The sequence below is a fragment of the Lacrimispora amygdalina genome, from assembly GCF_003432035.1.
In the GTDB taxonomy this organism is placed as follows: Bacteria; Bacillota; Clostridia; order Lachnospirales; family Lachnospiraceae; genus Lacrimispora; species Lacrimispora amygdalina.
This window is the reverse complement of sequence record NZ_QOHO01000027.1, coordinates 34,440-53,948: the sequence shown is the minus strand read 5'-3', so window position 1 is coordinate 53,948 and position 19,509 is coordinate 34,440. Positions and strand designations below refer to the sequence as shown.

At 40.3% G+C, this 19,509-nt stretch carries 24 protein-coding genes; 21 read left to right on the top strand and 3 right to left on the bottom strand.

What is annotated here, in order from left to right:
- Positions 1-114: 114 nt before the first annotated feature.
- The 11 genes from DS742_RS09800 (at position 115) to phoU (ending at position 8,360) form a co-directional block, all read left to right on the top strand.
- The gene (locus DS742_RS09800; protein WP_117416821.1) at positions 115-612 is read left to right on the top strand and encodes a MarR family winged helix-turn-helix transcriptional regulator; all 498 of its coding nucleotides are present in this window, start codon (positions 115-117) and stop codon (positions 610-612) included.
- Between the two features lie 43 nt (positions 613-655).
- Complete coding sequence (locus DS742_RS09795) at positions 656-1,408, top strand: GNAT family N-acetyltransferase (RefSeq protein ID WP_117416820.1); 753 nt, start codon at positions 656-658, stop codon at positions 1,406-1,408.
- A gap of 150 nt (positions 1,409-1,558) precedes the next feature.
- Positions 1,559-2,398, top strand: a complete 840-nt coding sequence (locus tag DS742_RS09790; RefSeq protein WP_117416819.1) for an AraC family transcriptional regulator — start codon at positions 1,559-1,561, stop codon at positions 2,396-2,398.
- A 27-nt stretch (positions 2,399-2,425) separates the two neighbouring features.
- Positions 2,426-2,821, top strand: a complete 396-nt coding sequence (locus DS742_RS09785; protein WP_117416818.1) for a VOC family protein — start codon at positions 2,426-2,428, stop codon at positions 2,819-2,821.
- Positions 2,822-2,980: 159 nt separating this feature from the next.
- Entirely contained in the window at positions 2,981-3,217 is a 237-nt protein-coding gene (locus tag DS742_RS09780) for a hypothetical protein (protein ID WP_117416817.1), read from the top strand.
- Positions 3,218-3,493: 276 nt separating this feature from the next.
- A complete protein-coding gene (pstB, locus tag DS742_RS09775) occupies positions 3,494-4,291 on the top strand; it encodes a phosphate ABC transporter ATP-binding protein PstB (protein WP_117416816.1) in 798 nt (265 codons plus the stop codon).
- Positions 4,292-4,382: 91 nt separating this feature from the next.
- Positions 4,383-5,231 (top strand): phosphate ABC transporter substrate-binding protein, encoded by an 849-nt coding sequence (locus DS742_RS09770; RefSeq protein ID WP_117416856.1) that lies wholly within the window; start codon positions 4,383-4,385, stop codon positions 5,229-5,231.
- A complete protein-coding gene (gene pstC / locus DS742_RS09765) occupies positions 5,228-6,073 on the top strand; it encodes a phosphate ABC transporter permease subunit PstC (RefSeq protein ID WP_117416815.1) in 846 nt (281 codons plus the stop codon). The genes DS742_RS09770 and pstC overlap by 4 nt, the downstream gene beginning before the upstream one ends.
- A gap of 7 nt (positions 6,074-6,080) precedes the next feature.
- Complete coding sequence (pstA, locus tag DS742_RS09760; RefSeq protein ID WP_117416814.1) at positions 6,081-6,917, top strand: phosphate ABC transporter permease PstA; 837 nt, start codon at positions 6,081-6,083, stop codon at positions 6,915-6,917.
- A 10-nt stretch (positions 6,918-6,927) separates the two neighbouring features.
- Positions 6,928-7,689, top strand: coding sequence for a phosphate ABC transporter ATP-binding protein (locus tag DS742_RS09755; RefSeq protein WP_117416813.1), 762 nt, complete (start codon positions 6,928-6,930; stop codon positions 7,687-7,689).
- 17 nt (positions 7,690-7,706) lie between these two features.
- Complete coding sequence (gene phoU / locus DS742_RS09750; protein ID WP_117416812.1) at positions 7,707-8,360, top strand: phosphate signaling complex protein PhoU; 654 nt, start codon at positions 7,707-7,709, stop codon at positions 8,358-8,360.
- Between the two features lie 46 nt (positions 8,361-8,406).
- Here phoU and fdhD read toward each other — a convergent pair whose 3' ends face one another.
- From fdhD to DS742_RS09735, 3 genes are read right to left on the bottom strand one after another with little or no spacing between them, the layout of a single operon-like run.
- Positions 8,407-9,216 carry a formate dehydrogenase accessory sulfurtransferase FdhD gene (gene fdhD / locus DS742_RS09745; protein WP_117416811.1) on the bottom strand — a complete coding sequence of 270 codons (810 nt, stop codon included), beginning with the start codon at positions 9,214-9,216 and terminating at the stop codon, positions 8,407-8,409.
- 30 nt (positions 9,217-9,246) lie between these two features.
- On the bottom strand, positions 9,247-10,581 hold the full coding sequence (locus DS742_RS09740) for a sensor histidine kinase (RefSeq protein WP_117416810.1): 1,335 nt from the start codon (positions 10,579-10,581) through the stop codon (positions 9,247-9,249).
- Positions 10,578-11,315, bottom strand: a complete 738-nt coding sequence (locus DS742_RS09735; protein ID WP_170313417.1) for a LytR/AlgR family response regulator transcription factor — start codon at positions 11,313-11,315, stop codon at positions 10,578-10,580. The genes DS742_RS09740 and DS742_RS09735 overlap by 4 nt, the downstream gene beginning before the upstream one ends.
- A 238-nt stretch (positions 11,316-11,553) precedes the next feature.
- Here DS742_RS09735 and DS742_RS09730 point away from each other — a divergent pair, with 238 nt between their 5' ends.
- From DS742_RS09730 to DS742_RS09685, 10 genes are read left to right on the top strand one after another with little or no spacing between them, the layout of a single operon-like run.
- Positions 11,554-11,697: a cyclic lactone autoinducer peptide gene (locus DS742_RS09730; protein WP_117416808.1), complete on the top strand. Its 144-nt coding sequence runs from the start codon at positions 11,554-11,556 to the stop codon at positions 11,695-11,697.
- A gap of 4 nt (positions 11,698-11,701) precedes the next feature.
- Entirely contained in the window at positions 11,702-12,346 is a 645-nt protein-coding gene (locus DS742_RS09725) for an accessory gene regulator B family protein (RefSeq protein ID WP_117416807.1), read from the top strand.
- A complete protein-coding gene (locus DS742_RS09720; RefSeq protein ID WP_147325757.1) occupies positions 12,330-14,384 on the top strand; it encodes an aldehyde ferredoxin oxidoreductase family protein in 2,055 nt (684 codons plus the stop codon). Before DS742_RS09725 ends, DS742_RS09720 begins: the two co-directional genes overlap by 17 nt.
- A 23-nt stretch (positions 14,385-14,407) precedes the next feature.
- Positions 14,408-14,905, top strand: coding sequence for a hypothetical protein (locus tag DS742_RS09715; RefSeq protein ID WP_117416805.1), 498 nt, complete (start codon positions 14,408-14,410; stop codon positions 14,903-14,905).
- Between the two features lie 13 nt (positions 14,906-14,918).
- A complete protein-coding gene (locus DS742_RS09710; protein WP_117416804.1) occupies positions 14,919-15,722 on the top strand; it encodes a sugar phosphate nucleotidyltransferase in 804 nt (267 codons plus the stop codon).
- On the top strand, positions 15,655-16,863 hold the full coding sequence (locus DS742_RS09705; RefSeq protein ID WP_117416803.1) for a nucleotide disphospho-sugar-binding domain-containing protein: 1,209 nt from the start codon (positions 15,655-15,657) through the stop codon (positions 16,861-16,863). Before DS742_RS09710 ends, DS742_RS09705 begins: the two co-directional genes overlap by 68 nt.
- Positions 16,864-16,886: 23 nt before the next feature.
- Positions 16,887-17,855 (top strand): 3-oxoacyl-ACP synthase III family protein, encoded by a 969-nt coding sequence (locus DS742_RS09700; protein WP_170313416.1) that lies wholly within the window; start codon positions 16,887-16,889, stop codon positions 17,853-17,855.
- Positions 17,856-17,881: 26 nt separating this feature from the next.
- A complete protein-coding gene (locus DS742_RS09695; RefSeq protein WP_117416801.1) occupies positions 17,882-18,109 on the top strand; it encodes a hypothetical protein in 228 nt (75 codons plus the stop codon).
- A gap of 24 nt (positions 18,110-18,133) precedes the next feature.
- Entirely contained in the window at positions 18,134-19,063 is a 930-nt protein-coding gene (locus DS742_RS09690; protein ID WP_117416800.1) for a GNAT family N-acetyltransferase, read from the top strand.
- A 25-nt stretch (positions 19,064-19,088) separates the two neighbouring features.
- The gene (locus tag DS742_RS09685) at positions 19,089-19,508 is read left to right on the top strand and encodes an SRPBCC family protein (RefSeq protein ID WP_147325755.1); all 420 of its coding nucleotides are present in this window, start codon (positions 19,089-19,091) and stop codon (positions 19,506-19,508) included.
- Position 19,509 lies beyond the last annotated feature (1 nt).

The window sequence follows — 19,509 nt, the reverse complement described above, 5'->3', positions numbered from 1 at the left end:
AATATTTCAAAAGTTATAACTGAACATAAGACATTGCCGTGTAAATAAGAATAAGAAAGGAAAACTATAATTCAATCAACTTAAAAAGGAATTATTGGATTATACGAGACAAAAATGAATATAAAACATGATACAAGATATTTTGGGATTCTAAACAGACAACTTCAAACTTATATTAATCTTGCTTTTAAAGAATTAGATTTGGATTACTGGGAATGTATATTTATGGTAAATTTGTATGATAACGAGGGAATTAATCAGGAGAAGCTTTCTTCCATTCTTCTGATAGATAAATCAATAACTACAAAAACTATAAATTCGCTGGTAAATAAAGGATTAATAATAAGAAAAGTTTGTGAAAAAGACAAAAGAGCTAAAAACCTTTATATATCAGATAAAGGAAAGGAATATAAAGAGCAGATTATTTATTTAATAGAAAAATGGATCGATTATATTTCGGATGGAATAGATAAAGAAACCCAGGAATTCGTACTTAATAAGCTTCGTATTATGGCAGAAAAAGCCAGAGATGCAGATTTCGACTGGATTCTGCAGATGAAAGCGGACTGCAGGCACCAGGATCCCTCCAATAATAAACCTATTCTATTATAATTTATTTCACTATCATGGTCGATTGGACTTTTAGGGGGTATATATGAATACTGATTTTATAAACTTAACAACAGAAAACCTTGCAGGTGAACATTTATGCTGCATTATCCGAAGTAAAAAAATGCATCCCGGGGTTGAAGCAAAGCGGCAATGGCTCTCGGACCGGTTAAAGGAAGGGCATGTCTTTAGAAAGTTAAATGAGAAGGCGACAGTCTTTATTGAATATGCCCCTCTTGAAACCGCCTGGGTTCCCATAATCGGAGATAACTATTATTATGTGTATTGCCTGTGGGTGTCTGGCAGCTGCAAAGGGAAGGGGTATGGGAGAATGCTGATGGAGTATTGTCTTGCAGATGCCAAAGAAAATGGTAAGTCGGGTATTTGTATGCTTGGAGCAAATAAGCAGAAAGCCTGGCTTTCTGATCAGACCTTCGCGAAAAAGTTCGGTTTTGAAGTTGTTGATACTACCGAACAGGGATATGAATTACTTGCCCTTTCATTTGATGGAACAACTCCCAGGTTTGCTCAAAACGTTAAAAACCATGGAATCGAAAAAGAAGAGCTTACAATTTATTATGATATGCAATGCCCCTATATCTTTCAAAAACTAGAGACGGTAAAGCGGTATTGCGAAATAAATGAAGTTCCGGTATCTGTCATTCAGGTGGATACGTTGCAAAAAGCGAAAGAACTGCCCTGTGTGTTCAATAACTGGGGTGTGTTTTATAAAGGTAAATTTCAGACCGTGAATTTATTAGATGCCGCCAGCTTAGAACGAATATTGAAAAAAGAGTAATTATGAGAATGAAAGGCAAAAACCGATAAAAGATGGTTTTTGCCTTATTATATATGTGGACATACAGATCTGTTAATGTGGACAAAATTAGATAAAAATAGTCGAGAAAAAATTTAAGTAAATGTTATAATTATATGAGGAGGTGACAGTATGCCAAAGGAACAGTCTCTTCAAAAAGCCATGGATTATATTGAAAAAAATTTAATCAATGATATCAGCTACTATGATATTGTACGGGAAGCCGGCCTTTCAGTACCGCATTTTTACCGGCTGTTCAAGAGATTGACGGGGGACACCGTAGGTGCCTACATAGTAAGGCGCAGGTTATCAATGGCTGCAAATGATTTGGCGGATCGAAATAAATCTATTGTAAGTATAGCATTTGAATATGGTTTTGAATCACATGATGTATTTACCAGAGCATTTACCAGAGTATATGGAATGTCTCCAAGCAAGTACCGTAAAAGTGCTGCATCAGCACCCTTAAAAAGACTGACAGCAATAAGTGATCCATCTGTGAATGATGAACATCAAATGAAGTTCAGCTTGTTGCATACGGAAGGCTTTGCTGTTGCCGGACTGGAGTGCAGGGCCGTGAAGTGGGATAGTGACGGAGCCGTAGGTAAAATGTGGAGTGATTTTTTAACTCACCTGGAAAAAATAGAACTGAAACAAGATGCAGTAACCATGTATGGTATTTGTGAACAAGAAACCTGCAAGAATGGAGATTTTACATATATGGCTGCAATCGGCATCGATTCTGGAACTGATGTACCGCCTGGTATGACAAAGAAATTCATACAACCCCAGAACTTTTTTCAGGCAAGTGTTCCTGATCGTATCAGCACGCCGGATGCTTATGCTGGTGCAATTGGTTACGCGAGAAGTCTGGGGTATACTTTAAAAGACAACGATATTATTGAGGCTTATGATGGAATCTTTCATAATCCGGATGTGAACAGGTTCCGGTTATTGATTCCAATTATGTGATAAAAATAAGAATAGGAGTGTGTTGACATGGCAAAGATATTTAAAAATGTTGACTGTATTGAGCTTTATGTTTCTGATTTAAATGAAGGAATACAATATTATTGTGACGGTATGGGTTTAAAACTTCTCTGGCGCAATGAGGATATGGTTGGACTGGGAATGGAGAACGATATTACCGAGATAGTTTTACAACGCCAAAGAAAACAGGTTCTTGTTGATATAAAGGTGGAGTCTGTGGATGAATCCATAGAAATAATTAAAGAAGCAGGCGGAACAGTAGAATATGGTCCGTTTGATGTTCCTATCGGACGCTGTGCGGTGATCCTTGACAAATGGGATAACAAATATGTGATATTGGATATGACAAAGGGCAGATATGTCACAGACGAAGATGGTAACGTAACCGGTATAAGGAAAGAATAATGGCGGATCAGTGTACTGCTGAATATGGGGTGAAAAATATTGATGAATCAAATATTATGGAATGCGTAAGGCAGGGATATCGATTTAATTATTTCACAAGATGATTATCATGCACTTTCTGAAAAGTATCCGGATAACAAAAAAGAGCTGTATGGTGATTTGGGCTTTATTATAAATACATTTGAGATCTGGAGGAGCATTGCACTTATTGACTATGATTTTTTTCTTAAGGATGCTGTTGAGGAAGGAACTGTTTTAGTTGTATCCATAGACAGGCTTCTATGGATGAGAGTCAGTGCCATGGAGGTTGAGAAGTACAAAAAGGATTTGGACTTAATGAAAGAATATTATTATAGAAATTATAGAAATCAATGTTACCTGAGGAATATAGTGTAATGAATCATCGAGTTAATTTTGAAGAAAGGGGGGCTGTATGCTTCTCTTTTTTTACTTATTGCTCAAATCTCTAAAAATGGATAAAATTTATGGTATTTTGATACAGAAAAAAATTTTACAAGAATTTTACGTATAATTCACATAGATAATGCTTTAACTTTTCTTAATTCATGTATAATTAATAATCGGTGTAAAAAAGTTGTAAAATCAAAGTATAGTAAAGGATAAGTGTTTCTTATTAGATTATAATAAGGAGCCAAATAGTGAGGGTGACGAATGGATGATCTTATGTTAAAGTCTGGGCACAGAGCCAAGATAAAGACAGATGCAGTAAACCTTTTTTATGGCAGCTTCCAGGCTCTTAAAAATGTTACAATGGATATTGAAGAATGCGCTATAACAGCAATCATTGGTCCTTCAGGCTGTGGGAAATCTTCACTTCTGCGTCTGTTTAACCGTATGAATGACCCGATACCGGGAGTCAGGGTAGAAGGTAAAATTTTACTTGATGATACTTCGATCTATGATAAAAGTATGGATGTTGTTGCGCTGAAAAAAAGAGTGGGTATGGTTTTCCAGAAGCCGAATCCATTTCCCATGTCTGTATATGATAATATGGCTTTTGGCCCCAGACATCATGGAGTAAAGCAAAAATCCAGTCTTGATGAGATTGTGGAGAAGTACTTAAGTCAGGTGGCTTTATGGGACGAAATAAAGGACAAACTGAAGGGACCTGCTTTTGACCTTTCCCCAGGACAGCAGCAGCGGCTTTGCATTGCCCGCGCACTGGCTGTAGAGCCAGAAGTTCTGTTAATGGATGAGTCCTGCAGTGCGCTGGATCCGGAATCCACCATGCAGGTCGAAGGATTAATGGAAGAGCTTGCTCAGAAATATACCATTATCATTGTAACTCATAGCATGGAACAGGCGGCGAGAGTGTCTCATATGACTGCATTTATGATGATGGATGAGGACAGAGCAGGGACATTGGTGGAATACGCTCCAACAGAACAGATTTTTGCCAATCCCAGGGATAAACGAACCGAAGACTATATTACAGGCCGGTTCGGATGACAAGTATACCAGAGAACATGTAGTTCTTTCTATATTCTGAGAAATGGAGGAAATCAGGCATTCGAGTTTGATGTTTGATTTTTGTGAAGATATGAAAAAAAGGATAGTAACATGTAAATTATTAAAAGGAATAAAAGTATCTGCCTGTGCAGTGATACTGACCCTTTCTATGGGTTTGCTGTCTGCCTGCAGCCAGGCACCTGAATCGGCGACCATCGTTGCCGGATCAACTTCGGTGCAGCCATATGCTGAGATTCTGGCTGAAGAGTTTATGGCTCAGGACCCGGAGGTCGTGATTGATATCCAGGGCGGAGGATCCTCCGCTGGTATTACAGCAACCCAGACACACAGTGCTGACATAGGTATGTCTTCCCGTTCATTGGAAGATGGTGAGAAAAATCTGTGGAGTGTGGAAATTGCCAGGGATGGACTGGCAATTATTGTGAACCCTGAAAATCCGATAAAAAACCTTACCTCAGATCAGATCCGCGATATTTATGCTGCTGAAATTACCGACTGGAGTCAGGTGGGAGGTACAAAAGCCAGGATCAATATTATTGCAAGAGAAGAGGGATCCGGCACAAGAAGTGCTTTTACAGAACTGCTCATGGGCAAGAAAGAGATAACTCCCAAAGCCATCGTCCAGGACTCCAATGGAGCAGTACGCCAGTTGGTTGCAGATGACCCCAATGCCATCGGATTTATTTCTTTAGGGCTGGTTTCGGATGAGGTAAAAGCGCTTAACTTAGACGGTGTTGAAGCGAAACGGGAAAATATCATGAATAACAGTTATAAGCTGTCCAGACAGTTTTTGTTTGTCACAAATGGTGAGCCAACAGGAATACAGAAGAGTTTTATTGATTTTACCCTTTCTTCGGAGGGGCAGAATTTACTGAGCAAAGAGGGACTTATCCCATCAGCAGAGGGGGCAGCAAAATGAAAAGCTTTAAGGAAAAATTAACGGAGCGTGTGTTTCTCTTAATCGCTCTTTCTACTTTATCAGTATTGGCGCTCATCACCGTATTTATCTTTATAAAAGGTGTACCGATTATCGCCAAAGTAGGTATTATTAAATTTGTTTTTGGGATGAAATGGGCTCCCAGCCAGGGTTACTACGGAATTTTCCCCATGATCGTGGGATCCGTATCGGTTACTTTGGGAGCAGCAATCATAGGAGTTCCTATCGCCATTTGCTGCAGTATTTTTCTGGCTGAGTTTGCTCCTGTAAAACTTAGAAATATATTCAGGCCCGCCATTCAGTTACTGGCTGCTATTCCTTCCGTTGTATACGGGTTCTGGGGAGTTTTATTCGTTGTGCCTGCGATCCGTAAATACCTGGGAGGGCCTGGCTTAAGCATACTGGCAGGTTCCATAATTCTGGGTATTATGATTTTGCCAACCATAATAAGTATCACCGAAGTATCCCTTCTTGCTCTGCCCCGCCATTACAAAGACGGAGCACTTGCACTGGGGCTGACACAATGGCAGACAATCCGTTCCCTATTGCTGCCCGCTGCCAAATCAGGCATTGTTGCTGCTATCATTTTAGGTTTAGGAAGAGCAATTGGTGAAACAATGGCGGTAATTATGGTTCTGGGTAATGCGGTTGCACTTCCTCAGTCCGTTCTTGATCCTGTCAGAACGCTGACCACAAATATCGGTATTGAAATGGGATATGCATCCGGTGAACACCAGCAGGCGCTTTTTGCCACGGGTATTGTATTATTTGTTATTATCATGATATTAAATGCTACTGCCCAGTACATTACACGAAAGAGGTGAGGTCACTATGAGAATGAATGCAAACACTTCACAAAAGATAGCAAAATTCACAATTTGGACAGCGGCTCTTTTTGTTATAGCCATTCTTTTTTCCATAATTGCATATATACTAATAAAGGGTATCCCTATGCTCAGCTGGGAATTTTTAACAGATATTCCCAGGGACATGGGGCGTTCCGGCGGTATTGCCTCCTCTATTGCCGGGACTCTGGTTGTAACTGCAGTGGCCGTTATTGTGGCAACACCATTTGGAATTGGAACAGCGATCTATCTTACTGAGTACACAAGAGAGGGAAGAATCACCCGTATTATCCGTTTCAGTGCCGAATCTCTGGCAGGGATTCCTTCTATTGTATATGGACTTTTCGGTTTTATCTTTTTTGTGATATACTTAAAAATGGGCTGGTCAATTTTATCCGGCGGATTAACCATGGCGATTATGATTCTGCCTACAATCATACGTACATCCGAAGAGGCAATCCGTACTGTTCCCCAGTTGTACAGAGAGGTAGGCTTCTCTCTGGGATTGACGAAATTACAGACCATAACCAGGACGGTACTCCCATCAGCGCTTCCTGGTATTGTAAATGGAGTGATATTAAGTATCGGCAGATGTGTAGCTGAAACAGCAGCTGTTATTTTAACGGCCGGTTCAGCGCTTCGTATGCCTGAATCACTGTTTTCCCCAACCCGGACGATGGCAGTACATTTTTATATACTGGCGAGGGAGGGAATATCCATGGATAACGCTTACGGAACGGCAGCGCTCCTTATTATTCTGATTCTTCTGCTTAATGTAGGTTTCAATATGCTGGTCAATCGCTTCATAGCGAAGGGCCGTTAAGAGGTGAAAAATGACGCAGAAAGCAAAAATAGATATAAAGGGATTGAATTTCTATTATGAACAAAATCAGGTTATTAAAGAAATGAACCTGGAAATACCCAAAAACCGGATTCTTGGTATTTTCGGTCCGGCAAACAGCGGTATCACAACACTGCTTCGCACATTGAACCGTCTTTGTGACTTAACTGTGGGAGCCCGTCAGGAAGGTGAAATACTTTTAGATGGGAAAAACATCTTCGATCCGGACGTTAATGTGACAGAACTGCGCCGCAGGGTAGGGATGGTTTTTGATGTACCAACGCCTCTGCCTATGTCCATTTTTGACAATGTGGCATTGGGACCCCGTATGGGAGGAATGAGATCTAAGACAGATCTGGAAGAAAAAGTAGAAACGTCTCTGCGTATGTCTGCTCTCTGGGATGATGTCAAAGACAGACTGGATACTCCCGCAGCCAGATTATCAGGCGGCCAGCAGCAGCGTCTGTGCATTGCCAGGGTTCTGGCTCTTGAGCCGGAGGTTATTCTGCTCGACAGACCATGTTCGGCACTTGACCCCATATCAACAGCGAAGATTGAGGAATCTTTAGTTCAGCTGAAAGAGCAGTATACCATCGTCATTGCTCCCCACACGGTTCAGCAGGCCGGCCGTATTGCGGACCGGGTAGCATTCATGCTGATGGGAGATTTAATAGAACAAGGCTATACCCAGGAAGTTTTTTCATTCCCCAGGGATAATCGGACTAACGACTACCTTACCGGTAGATTCGGCTAAAAAAGGAGATGGGAATTTTGGTTAGAGAACATTTTACACAGAAGATGACTGAAGTAAAGCAGAAGGTAGTAGAAATGGGAGCCCTGGTCGATCATATTATTGAAATCGCAGTCACTTCTTCACAGACACAGAATCTTGATCTAGCTAAAAGCGTAAGTGATAAAGATGACGAAATAGATGAGTTAGAGCTTGAAATTGAAAAGGAGTGTATCATGCTTCTTGCTCTTCAGCAGCCTCTCGCCAAGGACTTAAGGACAATTACATCAGTTCTGAAAATTATAACAGATCTGGAAAGAATGGGAGACAATGCGGTAAATATTGCAAATATTACACTTGAGATAGGAAAAGAACCAATCATTAATTCCATCACCGATATACCAAAGATGGCAGAAATTGGCCGGAAAATGTTAAAAATGAGCATTGACGCCTTTGTAAATCAGGATATTGTTCTGGCAGAAAAAGCTGCTGAGAGGGATGAGGAGGTTGACAGCCTCTATGAAACCGTTATTAATGATATCCTTAATATTATTACAGAAAAAAGAGAACTTACAAAACAGGGGACGAAACTTATGTTCTTAGGACGGTACCTTGAAAGAATTGCTGACCATTCCACAAATATATGTGAAAGAACCATATATATGATTTCAGGTGAGTTAAAGGAAATAAATTAATTGCTTAGACGAAAACCCTCAGTACGCTGAGGGTTTTCGTGTTAACTCATTCAAAGAGAAGCCTTTGTTCATTGGCATACAAATTCATTTTGGTTCCTCTTGCAAAACCAGCCAGAGTTACATTATATTTTTGGGCCATTTCAATAGCCGCATCTGTGGGAACCGAGCGGGCCACCAGGATGGGGATTTTTGCTTTTATAATTTTTATTATCATATCATTGGGGACTCTGCCACTGGTAATGAGAACGGTTTCAGACAGGTCAATGTCGTGATCAATGGCGAAGCCCAGGACCTTATCCACGGCATTATGCCTGCCAATATCCTCCATCAGATAGAGCGGCCCGCGGTCATTATACAATGCACAGGAATGGATTCCCCTGGTTGTTTTATAGATGTCACTGCTTTTTTGAAAGTCATTCATATAAGATAAAACCGTTGAAAAGGTAATGGTAAAAGAGCGTTCCAACGGAGTCAGATCTCCATCGTTCATAAGATAATAAGCGATAGAATGCTGTTTTCCACAGGCAGTGGTAACTGTGCGGATTCCTTCGGTTGCCTCAATCATATCTTTAAATATATCGTTTCTGGTTAATTTCACAAATGCTTTTCCCTGGTCTTCTTCGATTTCAATGGATATTATTTCTGATATTTTGTGAATAATCCCTTCCGTAAATAAATTTCCGAGAACTAATTCATGTAAATTCTTATGGGTGCAGATCAGGTTAACATAACGAACGCCGTTTACGTAGATGGCTAACTTGTATTCGATGAGGATCTGCTGAGGTTCTTCCGACTGTGTATCACTGCAGCATACTAAAATATTATAATTTTTACTGATTTGATTTGTATCTGGCATGGTATTCTCCTTTTCTTACATAACATGTGGTTAGAAAGCTTCATCAGGCAGATATAACAGAACATTTACAGTAAAGAGTCCTTTTTTTCCTTCCTGAGGTTCGCCGTAATTACATTCAAAAACTCCGTTATATTTTTTGATGGTATGATTAACGGAATTCAGCCCGATTCCATGCCAGGTCTTATCTTTTTTTGTAGAGTATGGTTTTCCGTCTTTGATACTTAGCTGGGAGGAATCATAGGTATTTACCACCTGTATAGTAAGAACACCGTGGAGAGCGGAAACTTGGATGAGGATCTCCCTTTGCTCTCTTGGAAGTTTAATACAGGCTTCCAGTGCATTGTCCAAAAGGTTTCCTAAAATAATGGTGAGGTCCATCTTATCTATTTCAAGAATTTTGGGCAGACGGATATTTACATCCGTTTTAACATAAAAATGCTGGGAGAGATAAAGCTTATTGTTAATTAATGCATCAATAACGGGGTGCCCGCTGTTGATCCCGGCTTCCTGGACTTTTACATTGACCGTAAGCTTTTTAATATATTCGATCAATACTGCGTTTTGCCCCTGTTCAGCCAGACCGGATATGGCTGCCAGATGATTGTGCAGGTTATGGCGGTCTTCCCGCAGACTTTTTTGAAACCGCTGGATCAGAACCGATTGCTTTTCGTAGGCAGCGTTCTGCTGGGAGAGCAGAAGATTCTCATACTTTAAATTCTCTTCCAGCAAAAGCTTATCATATAAGTAAAACAGTAAAATATTAATGACCAGCATAATAAGAGTTGCACTTGCCAATAAAAATGAAGATTCAGTCTGATTGGAGATTATCTCCAATGTCATACTGTTTAAGATATAGATACTTCCCGCAGGAATCAAAAACATAGCCAGCCAGCGAAGCGGTTTAATATCTGCGTTATAAACCTCCTGTTTATAAAAAAAGACTTTACTCCATTTAACCAGACCAAACATCATAGTATTTGATAAGATGATTCCAATGATTACAAAATGGTCCTGTTGTATTATGGTTTTAAAAGAAGCTCCTATAAAAAGAACGAGTGCTGCCGCCGTACAATCTTCGCTTGTAAGAGACAGGATGTAAATAAAAGAAGCAGCAAGGAGGCGCTTAAATACTGAAGTTTTATATAAAAAACAAATTACAAAAAAGGCAGTCAGATTAAATGCGATATTTAAAATTGGATTAAATAAATTAAAATACAGATATGCCCCTGCAAGATAGTAGGCCGTATAAGCAATTCCAATGACCCAGACGGGGGCTTTCCTTTTTTTGAGGAATGTATCAATAAAATCATATATCACATAAGTTCGAAGGATATTCATAAATAAATATGTAATAATTACGTTCATCTGTCATCTTCCTTATTTTTCCTGAGCTGCATATAGTTCGCCCTTATTTCCTTCCGTTTTGGGCCGCTGATTGCCAGTTCAGCGTCATTAGACATGAGTACTTTCTCATAAGAGATCTGCCTGATATGATAATAATTGATCAAAATGGAATGATGAATCAATAAAAATCCTTTTGTTTCTAATTTCTTAAATGCCTCCGATAGTTTTCCATAGAAAACATAGATGATGTCTTTCGTTATTACATTGATTTTATGACCTTTGGATATTTCTAAATAGATAATATCTTCAATGGGAATATTACATTGTCCTCTGGTGATATCTTTAAAACAAAAAAAATCATCCCGTATTTCACTTAACCGGTTACAGGCACTTAAAAGATCTTTTTTAAAAAGCTCAGGATCAATGGGCTTTGACAAAAAGCGAAAAGTGTCTAAGCAGAAAACTTCTTTTGCCCGGTTATCATAGGAAGAAATGTAGATAATAATCGTTTTTTTAATTTGAAAATAGTGTCTCAATCTTTCCCCGGCTTCAATGCCGTTCATACCATTCATACTGATATCCAGAAATGCCAAATCATAAAAAGTACCTCCTTTTAGTTTTTCACACAAACTCTCCCCTGATGTGAAAGAATCGGTTAAGTAAGAGATTTGTGCCCCTGATAATGTGCTTTTTATCATGGATTTAATCTGCTCAATAAATATGGGCTCATCATCACAGATTGCAATTTTAATCATGATATTCTCTGTCTCCTTCCATTCTTTTACTAGATAACATTTTATCATAGTAATGTTAAAAAAAGTAGAAAAAAAGTGCGGTAAAATGAGAAAAAAAGAGAAGAAAAAAGAAATATAAGAGAATTTGCTTATTTTTACAGAGAAAATGAAAAGATATTTCACAGCGAAAAAGGTTATGCTATACTATGCGAAATTAAGTAACTTAACTTAATATTCTAATACAAAGGAGTGTATAAAAATGAAAAAATTATCTGTTATTATGGGAAACATGGTGTCTGGTCTTGCTCTTGTTTCCGCAGTGACAACAAGTAATGTGGCGTGTGGATATATTTATTATCAGCCAGAGATGCCAAAAGAAGTAAAGAAATTAAGAAAATTCTAATGCTATGGTCAGTAAATTAAGCAATATGATAGCTGATCAGCTGATCTCAATGGGGAGATTTAAGGAAGAGGACAGGACTGTTTATCAGTTTGGTCTTGAGATTCTGTTACTGAATATTTTTAACATTTTAACCGCAGCTTTAATAGGAGCTGCAATGGGGCAGATACTGGAAAGTTTTCTGTTTCTGGCACTTTTCATTCCTCTTCGCTGCCATGCGGGAGGGTATCATGCAGGTAACCCATTGTTGTGTTATTTAATGTCAAATGCGGTAATCGTTATCATTCTCCTGCTTTTGCGCACCCCTCCCGAAATGGTGGAGCGGGGCGCAGGTCTGGTATTCCTGATTCTGTCCTCCTGCCTGGTGGCATTTCTGGCTCCTGTGGAAAACTTAAATAAACCTTTAGATGAAGTGGAGAAAAAAGTTTATGGGATCCGTACCCGAATCGTACTGGTAATAGAAGTGCTTATTGGTCTTGTGTGCTATGCAGCCGCCTGTTTCCAGGGAGTATGGATTGTTATACTCACTATTGTTCTCATGGTGATAACTGAAATTTTGGGTCTTTTGCAAAATACCTATACCCGCAGCCGAACTCCGGAAAAAACAGGCGGATACAGCAAGGAGGCTGGTGATCGTGGAAGATACTCATGAAAATCAGATTGCTTATATTAATTTGACCACTGGTGATGTGAAATTAGAAGCGATCACCAGAGAACTTAGAAAGAACTACATAGGAGGGCCAGGAATCAATACAAAGATTTTGTACGACTCTGATGCGGCAGAATATGATGCGCTTTCAGAAAAAAATTTATTGATTTTTGGTGTCGGGCCAAGTGTAGGTACCGGACTTCCGGCCAGTAACCGTTGTACAATTACGGCAAAGAGTCCCATTACCGACGCATATGGAGATTCCAATGTGGGCGGAGAATTTAACGTCAGACTCCGCGCGGTGGGTATCGATCATCTGGTATTTTCCGGAAGGTCCGGTCATCCGGTGTATGTTCTCATTAAGAGCAGCGGGGAGATAGAAATCTTAGATGCCGCCGGGCTCTGGGGAATGCAGACGGAGAAGGTCACCGATCTGCTGGCAGAGCGTCATGGAAAAGGTTCGGAAGTTACATGCATTGGGCCTGCGGGAGAGAATCTGGTGCGTTTTGCAAGCGTCATCATGTCCAAATGCCATGTGGCAGGAAGAACCGGCATGGGTTGTGTCATGGGGGCGAAGAGGCTGAAAGCCATTGTAGTAGAAAGAAAGATTGGAAAACCTCAGGTATTTGATTCACAGCAGATTAAGGAAATCCGGGATCAGTGGATCAAAAAATGCCGTGCATCGGTCATTTTAAAATCCGGAAGCATTCAGGGAACTTTAATGCTGATCAAACGGTATCACAAACAGGGAGCCTTGCCAATCCGGAATTTTCAGGCGGCCGATGATAAAAAGGTCAAAGACTTATATGCCGAAAACTTTTTATACAAACATGAGACGAAACGAAAAGCATGTATCTACTGCCCGGTTGGGTGCGCCAGAGAATATGAGATCAAAGAAGGACGGTATAAAGGAGAAAAAGGAGATCGTCTGGACTATGGAGCCGTAGCAGGTATTGGCCCGTTAAACGGTATCTTTGACTGGGCCAGCATACTTCATCTGAAAAATCTAAGTGATAATCTTGGGTTTGACGCCATTGAGGGCGGCTCCACCATTGGGTTTCTCTTAGAGTGTTATCAAAGAGGAATCATTAAAGATCCGGAAAAGACCTATGAATTTGGTAATCCAGATGATGTGGAAGAATTGATGTATAAGATCTGCCGCAGGGAAGGGATTGGAGATATTGCCGCTGAAGGTGCCTACCGGGCCTCCATCGTGCTGCATGCAGAAGAGTATGCATTCTGTATCCGAAAGTCCTCTTCCGGGCTTCATTCAAATTCTCATCTGGCCAAGTCCTTAAGCTATCTTACTTCCACCAGAGGGGCAGATCATCTGAAGGGTTATGTATTTACCGCAGTTTTTGGCGGATTTTTCTCCGAAGTCGTTTCAAAACATATTTTTAAAACAAAAGCCGAGAAGAATTTTTCCAAGGTGGAGAAAAAAGGCCGAGTGGTGTGCTGGCATGAAAATTATAAGTACGTTATTGACTGCCTGGGACTGTGCCTTTTTGCCATAACTGCACTCCCAAGTGCGGGCGCTGCTTATTTTAATGAATTCGCAGAGGTCACAAATGCAATATTCAATATGGATTTAACCGATGAAGACATGTACTGTGCAGGAGAGCGTATTTATCAGCTTCAAAACGCTTTTAATGTAGCATGTGGTTTGAAACTGGAAGATTATCACTGGCCCCAGCGAAAGAAAGAAAATGGCGTAGAAGATAAATTCATTAAAGACACTACCATTAAAGTTGGAGGAGAAGAAGGTATGCTGCCGGAATATTTCCGGTACAGAGGCCTGACTCCAACAGGGACACCTACCGTAAAACGCTTTCAGGAATTGGGCATTTCCATGTACATAGATAAGGCAAAAGCCACAGAAGCTGACGATGTTATTTCCATTGAAGCTTTATTAAAAGAAATCGGACTAAATGCAGAATTGACTAAAAAAGAAAACAGGATCAATGAGATTATGAGCTCCCTGATTTGCAAACTGATGACAAAACAGGACGAAAAGGCACTGCGTCATATGAAAAACGAGTAGTATTCCACAGAGGCGGATATTCCATGGATTGGTTAAAGAATGAAGAAAAAATAGAGATACGGTCACAGGTTTTTATTCCCATTTCAAAGAATCATATAGACATAGTTTTTGAATATGTGTATGACAGAGAAAAGTTCCATAACTGGTTTGACTTCATACCAGCCCTCTGGATCAGCTTTGATCGTAAAAAACTGGAAGTAGGCTGCATTGGAACAATCTGTTTTACCATGCCGCTGTTCTATTACAAATTAAAGGTGACAGAAGTGGTGATGGGAAAATCAATTGTCCTTAGCGGAGCAGGCGGCCCCATGAGCGGGAGGGCATACTTTAATTTACACCCCGCTGATGGCGGAGTCATCCTGGAAAATATTCATATACTATCTGGAAAAAATAAGTTTGTGCATAAATATTATGTTTTTTGCCTGGTTCCAAATCATCTGGCTTTTATGAATTGGAGATATTCTGTTTTAAAAAAACAAATAAAAAGGGAACTTGAGAGAAACAAAAAATCACATAAGTAGAGAGGTGCTGTTTATGAGAGGTGTTATTTTAGCAGGAGGTCACGGAACGCGTCTTAATCCGTTAACGATCATTACCAACAAGCATTTGCTTCCAGTCTATAAAAAACCCATGATTTATTACCCCATAGAGACCCTGGCTAAAGTGGGAATCAAAGATATCCTCATCGTAACAAGCGGAGAATATTTAGGGCATTTCTACAAGCTGTTAAAGACCGGTGAAGAATTTGGGGTAAAGCTTCATTATGAGATTCAGGAAGGCAACGAAGGAACCGGAGCAGCCTTATTATGTGCGGAAGAATTTGTAAGAGGCGACGAGTTTATGGTCATTCTTGGCGATAATATCGTGACGGAAGATTTAACCTCCTTTGTAAAGCTTTTTGAAACAGAAAAGGAAGAATTCAGTGCTAAGATTCTCATTACTCAGTCGGAAAATCCAAAGCTTTACGGCGTTGTTGAATTTAAGAAAAATAAGATCACCAGGCTGGTGGAAAAGCCGAAAGAGCCCTTTTCCAATTATGTAAACACCGGTTTATGGATTTTTAAGCCAGAGGTATTTGAACTGTTGAAACAGATGAAACTAAGCGCAAGAAATGAATATGAAACCACTGATGTTCTCCACCATTATGCAGAACAGGGAAAGCTTACCTATGGAATTTTAACTTCCAAATGGACCGATGCGGGAACCTTCGAACAGTTATATGAGGCAACAGTTTTAATGAAAGAGTTAGAAGAGAAGGAGAAAAAGGAAATTGAAAAAGATCATGTTTATCAGTCTTCCGGTATCAGGACACGTAAACCCGCAGCTCAACCTGTGTAAGGAATTGTCCCGGCGAAATGTAACCCTTATCTACTATACCTTTGAGCAGTATTTCCACAAGTTTGACCAGATGGATGGAGTGGATTTACGGAAATATCCTGATGATTTCTATCATTATTACAATACGCTTGCTGCAGACGAGAAACTCCAGTCCCAGTTTATGAATCTGCTTTATATATTTTATACATTTACGGAGAAGATTCTTCCCTTCATCATGAAAGAGGTAGAAAAAGAGAAGCCGGATCTTATTATATGCGATACCTTAGCCATCTGGAGCAAGATCGCTGCCAGGTACTTTCAGATTCCGTATGTGTATTTTGTAAGCAGCTTTATGGGAGATAAGATCATGATGAAAGAAACGCCTGCATTTACACTGAGTCTGGTAAAAAGCGCGGCGGTTTCCATTCCCTATATCATGAAATTTAACGCTATCATTAAACGGCTGGAAAAGCAGTATGGCAAGGTGGTTGACAAACCATGGAATATCATGGAGCCGGAAGGAAAATTCACCATGGTGGTGACATCTAAGGATTTTCATCCCGGCGGCTATAAATATCCTTCTAATGTTAAATTTGTAGGCCCCGCCTTTGTGGATAAAGAAACTCTCACCGAGAAAAAAGACACCATATTTATCAGCCTTGGGACCATCTGCTTCAGCCATACCTACTGGGATATCTGCATTGATGCCTCCAAAGACTTGGGATATCAGGTTGTAGTATCTTTTGGCGGCAACAAAAACAATAAAGTGAATGAAGTCAACTTACCGGATCATGTAAAGATATACGAAAACCTCAGTCTGGAAGAATACCGCAACGTACTAAAGCGTTCTGTATTGTTTATCTCCCACGGAGGTTTTAACAGCATCAGTGATTCTATTCTTTATGAAACTCCCCTTATTATATGCCCCGGGCATGCAGAACAGGCCAGCAATGGACGAGTAGTGGAAGCGGATGGCTGCGGAAAGCTGTTTATGGCAAATACCCAAGAGTTCAGGAAAGATAATTTAAAGGCGTTGATTCTTCAGGTAATAAAAGATGAGAATATGAAAAAGAATTTATCAAAATATCGCCAATCCTTTTTAGAATCCCCTGGTTTTAAAAGGGTGGTTGATGAGATGAACCAGGAATTTCAATTATTCTGATACATACACAAGGGAGATGAATGATGGCTTTTATCGTAAATACGGCACAATACCTGCCGTCCAATGAAATATCCAACCATGACTTAACCCAGTTTCCGCCAAAATACCGGCAGCTCATTGAAGAAAAGGCAGGAATTAAGACAAGAAGGCACGTAACAGATGAATGCACTTCAGATATTGGAGCTTTGGCAGTGAAACAGCTCTTTCATAAGACCGGTATCGATCCGGCTAAGATTGATGTCCTTATTTGTGCCACATCATCTCCTGACCGGATACATCCTGCGACTGCTACCAGAATCCAGGAAATCTGCGGATTAAAAAATGCCTGTGCTTTTGACATTAATTCAGTCTGCAGCGGAGGAATCTACGGACTGAAAATCGCATCTTCTCTTATAAAGGATGGGGCAAAGAACGTGATCGTGGCGGCTTCAGAGGTATACAGCAAATTATTAAATCCCAAAGATATTGCCACGTACCCCTATTTTGGAGATGGGGCGGCGGCCGTTCTTTTATCCGGTCATGGAACCTATGAGCTTATGGATATTCAGCTTTTTTCAGACGGAAGCGGCTGTGATGTAATCCAGGTTCCGGCAGGAGGAAGCATGCTTCCGGCATCAGCAGTAAAAAAGGAACGGGATTATTATTTTTCCATGGAAGGACAAAGCGTGTACCGCTTTGCCTGTGAAAAAGGAAGTGAGTTGATTGAACTTCTGTCAAAAAGGAATGCGGTGACGGCAGACAGGATCATCACGCATCAGGCCAACTTAAATATTATCAAAGAAATCGCCCGGCGTACGGACATTTCCATTGAAAAATTTTTTATCAATGTGGAAAAATATGCGAATACAGCTGGTGCTTCTGTTCTCATTGCCTTAAATGAATATCTTGAGTCGGAAGAAGCCCACAATGAGGATCATGTATTTCTTGCAGCTTTCGGAGGTGGTCTTTCCTGGGGTGGATGCTATCTAAAGAAAGAAAATGATAAAAAATAAGCGGAATAGAAAAGGGGAATGGAACTATGTTAGATATGATTATGACACTTGCCGCAGATGTTTTTGAGGATGACGATATTCGGCCCTCTACCAGGCTGGAAGAGACAAGGAGATTTGATTCCATGAATCTGGTTCAGTTCATTATTGAACTGTGCGGGATGCTGGATATGGATATTGAAGATGAAGAAGTGGATAAAACCATGACATTTGCGGAGCTGGCAAAGAACCTGGAAGCAAAAAAATTACTTAAGTGAAACCAATGATGTGAGGTATGTGCCATGGAAATCAGACTGCTTACGAAAGAGTGGGAGAGGCTTGCGTTTGTGGAAGGCTGGGAACATGCATTTAACCGGTCCTTTGAAATGCGGGATTATAAATGGATCTTTCATCCCCGTAATTTTGTCTATGGAGCCTTTGATCAGAAGGTTTTGTGTGCAGGATACTGTATCCTGCGAAGTCAGGCTGTCTTTCATGGGCAGCTGGTAAAAAGCGGGCTGTGCAACAATGTGTTTGTTACACCAGAATATCAGGGGTGCCATTTGTTTACAAAGCTTGGGCGGTATGTGCTTTTAGAAGCCGGTGAACAGGGAATAAAAATTTTAATTGGATTGCCAAATGAAAATTCCCTTCCGGGCCACCGGAGAGTAGGGTGGACCATATTTCCCAGGAATTATTATCTGGAAAAAAAGATGGAAGAAGAGGTTTTGGGTGAAAGGAAGGATGATAGCATCATTCCCATCACTCCTCTGGATTTTCCGTTGTGGAAAGAGAGTTTATCGGAATTCAGCTTAAAAATTTCTGCCGGAAGATCGTTTTCCATACTAAAAGAGGCGGATTATTTTTCCTGGCGTTATCTGGAACGTCCCTCGGTAGATTACAGGATATTTATCTGTCAGGAAGAGGAGAAAGTGCGGGGATACGTGGTTTATAAATATTACCAGCCGTTTCAACGGATTCATATTCTTGATGTGGAAGCAGAAAATGAGACCATTTTTCTCAAATTATTAAAGGCAGCGGGGACTATAAAAACCCCGGTTTCCCTCATTAATGTGTCAGGCTCTACTATTTATGCGGATTATTTTAACCATGCCGGATTTAGTAAAAGTACAGAATACAGTAACCTTATAGCATACACGCCCCTTACAAAGTCCCCGGTCAATCTTGGAGATACTTGTAATCTGGTGATTGGAGATAATGAAGTTTTTTAGTACAACAGATAAAGGAGATAAAGCGGTGGCATATGCAAATGCAAGCGTCGTGATAGACGGAGAATTAGATCAAATCTTTGAATTTATATTAGATGGAAGGAACAATAAGAAATGGCGTCCTGGTGTGAAAACCGTAGAATACCCGTCAGAGGAGCCCATCGGCCCTGGCGCTGTCTTTTTACAGGAGATGAACGGCCCTCCCTCAAGAACAATAAAGGCAGATTATAAAATCATTGAATGTGACCGCTATAAAAAAATATCCTTTTTTATTTTAAACGGTCCCTATACACCGGTAGGCAGCTTTTCATTTGAAGTGACTGGCAATCAGGTATCTGTGGAATTTTCAATGGAGGAAGCAGGTGTGGTCAGCCCTGAACGGGAAAAACATTTTCAAAAGGTTGTAAACGACATTTATAATCTCCAGGAACATTTCGAAAGGAAATGAT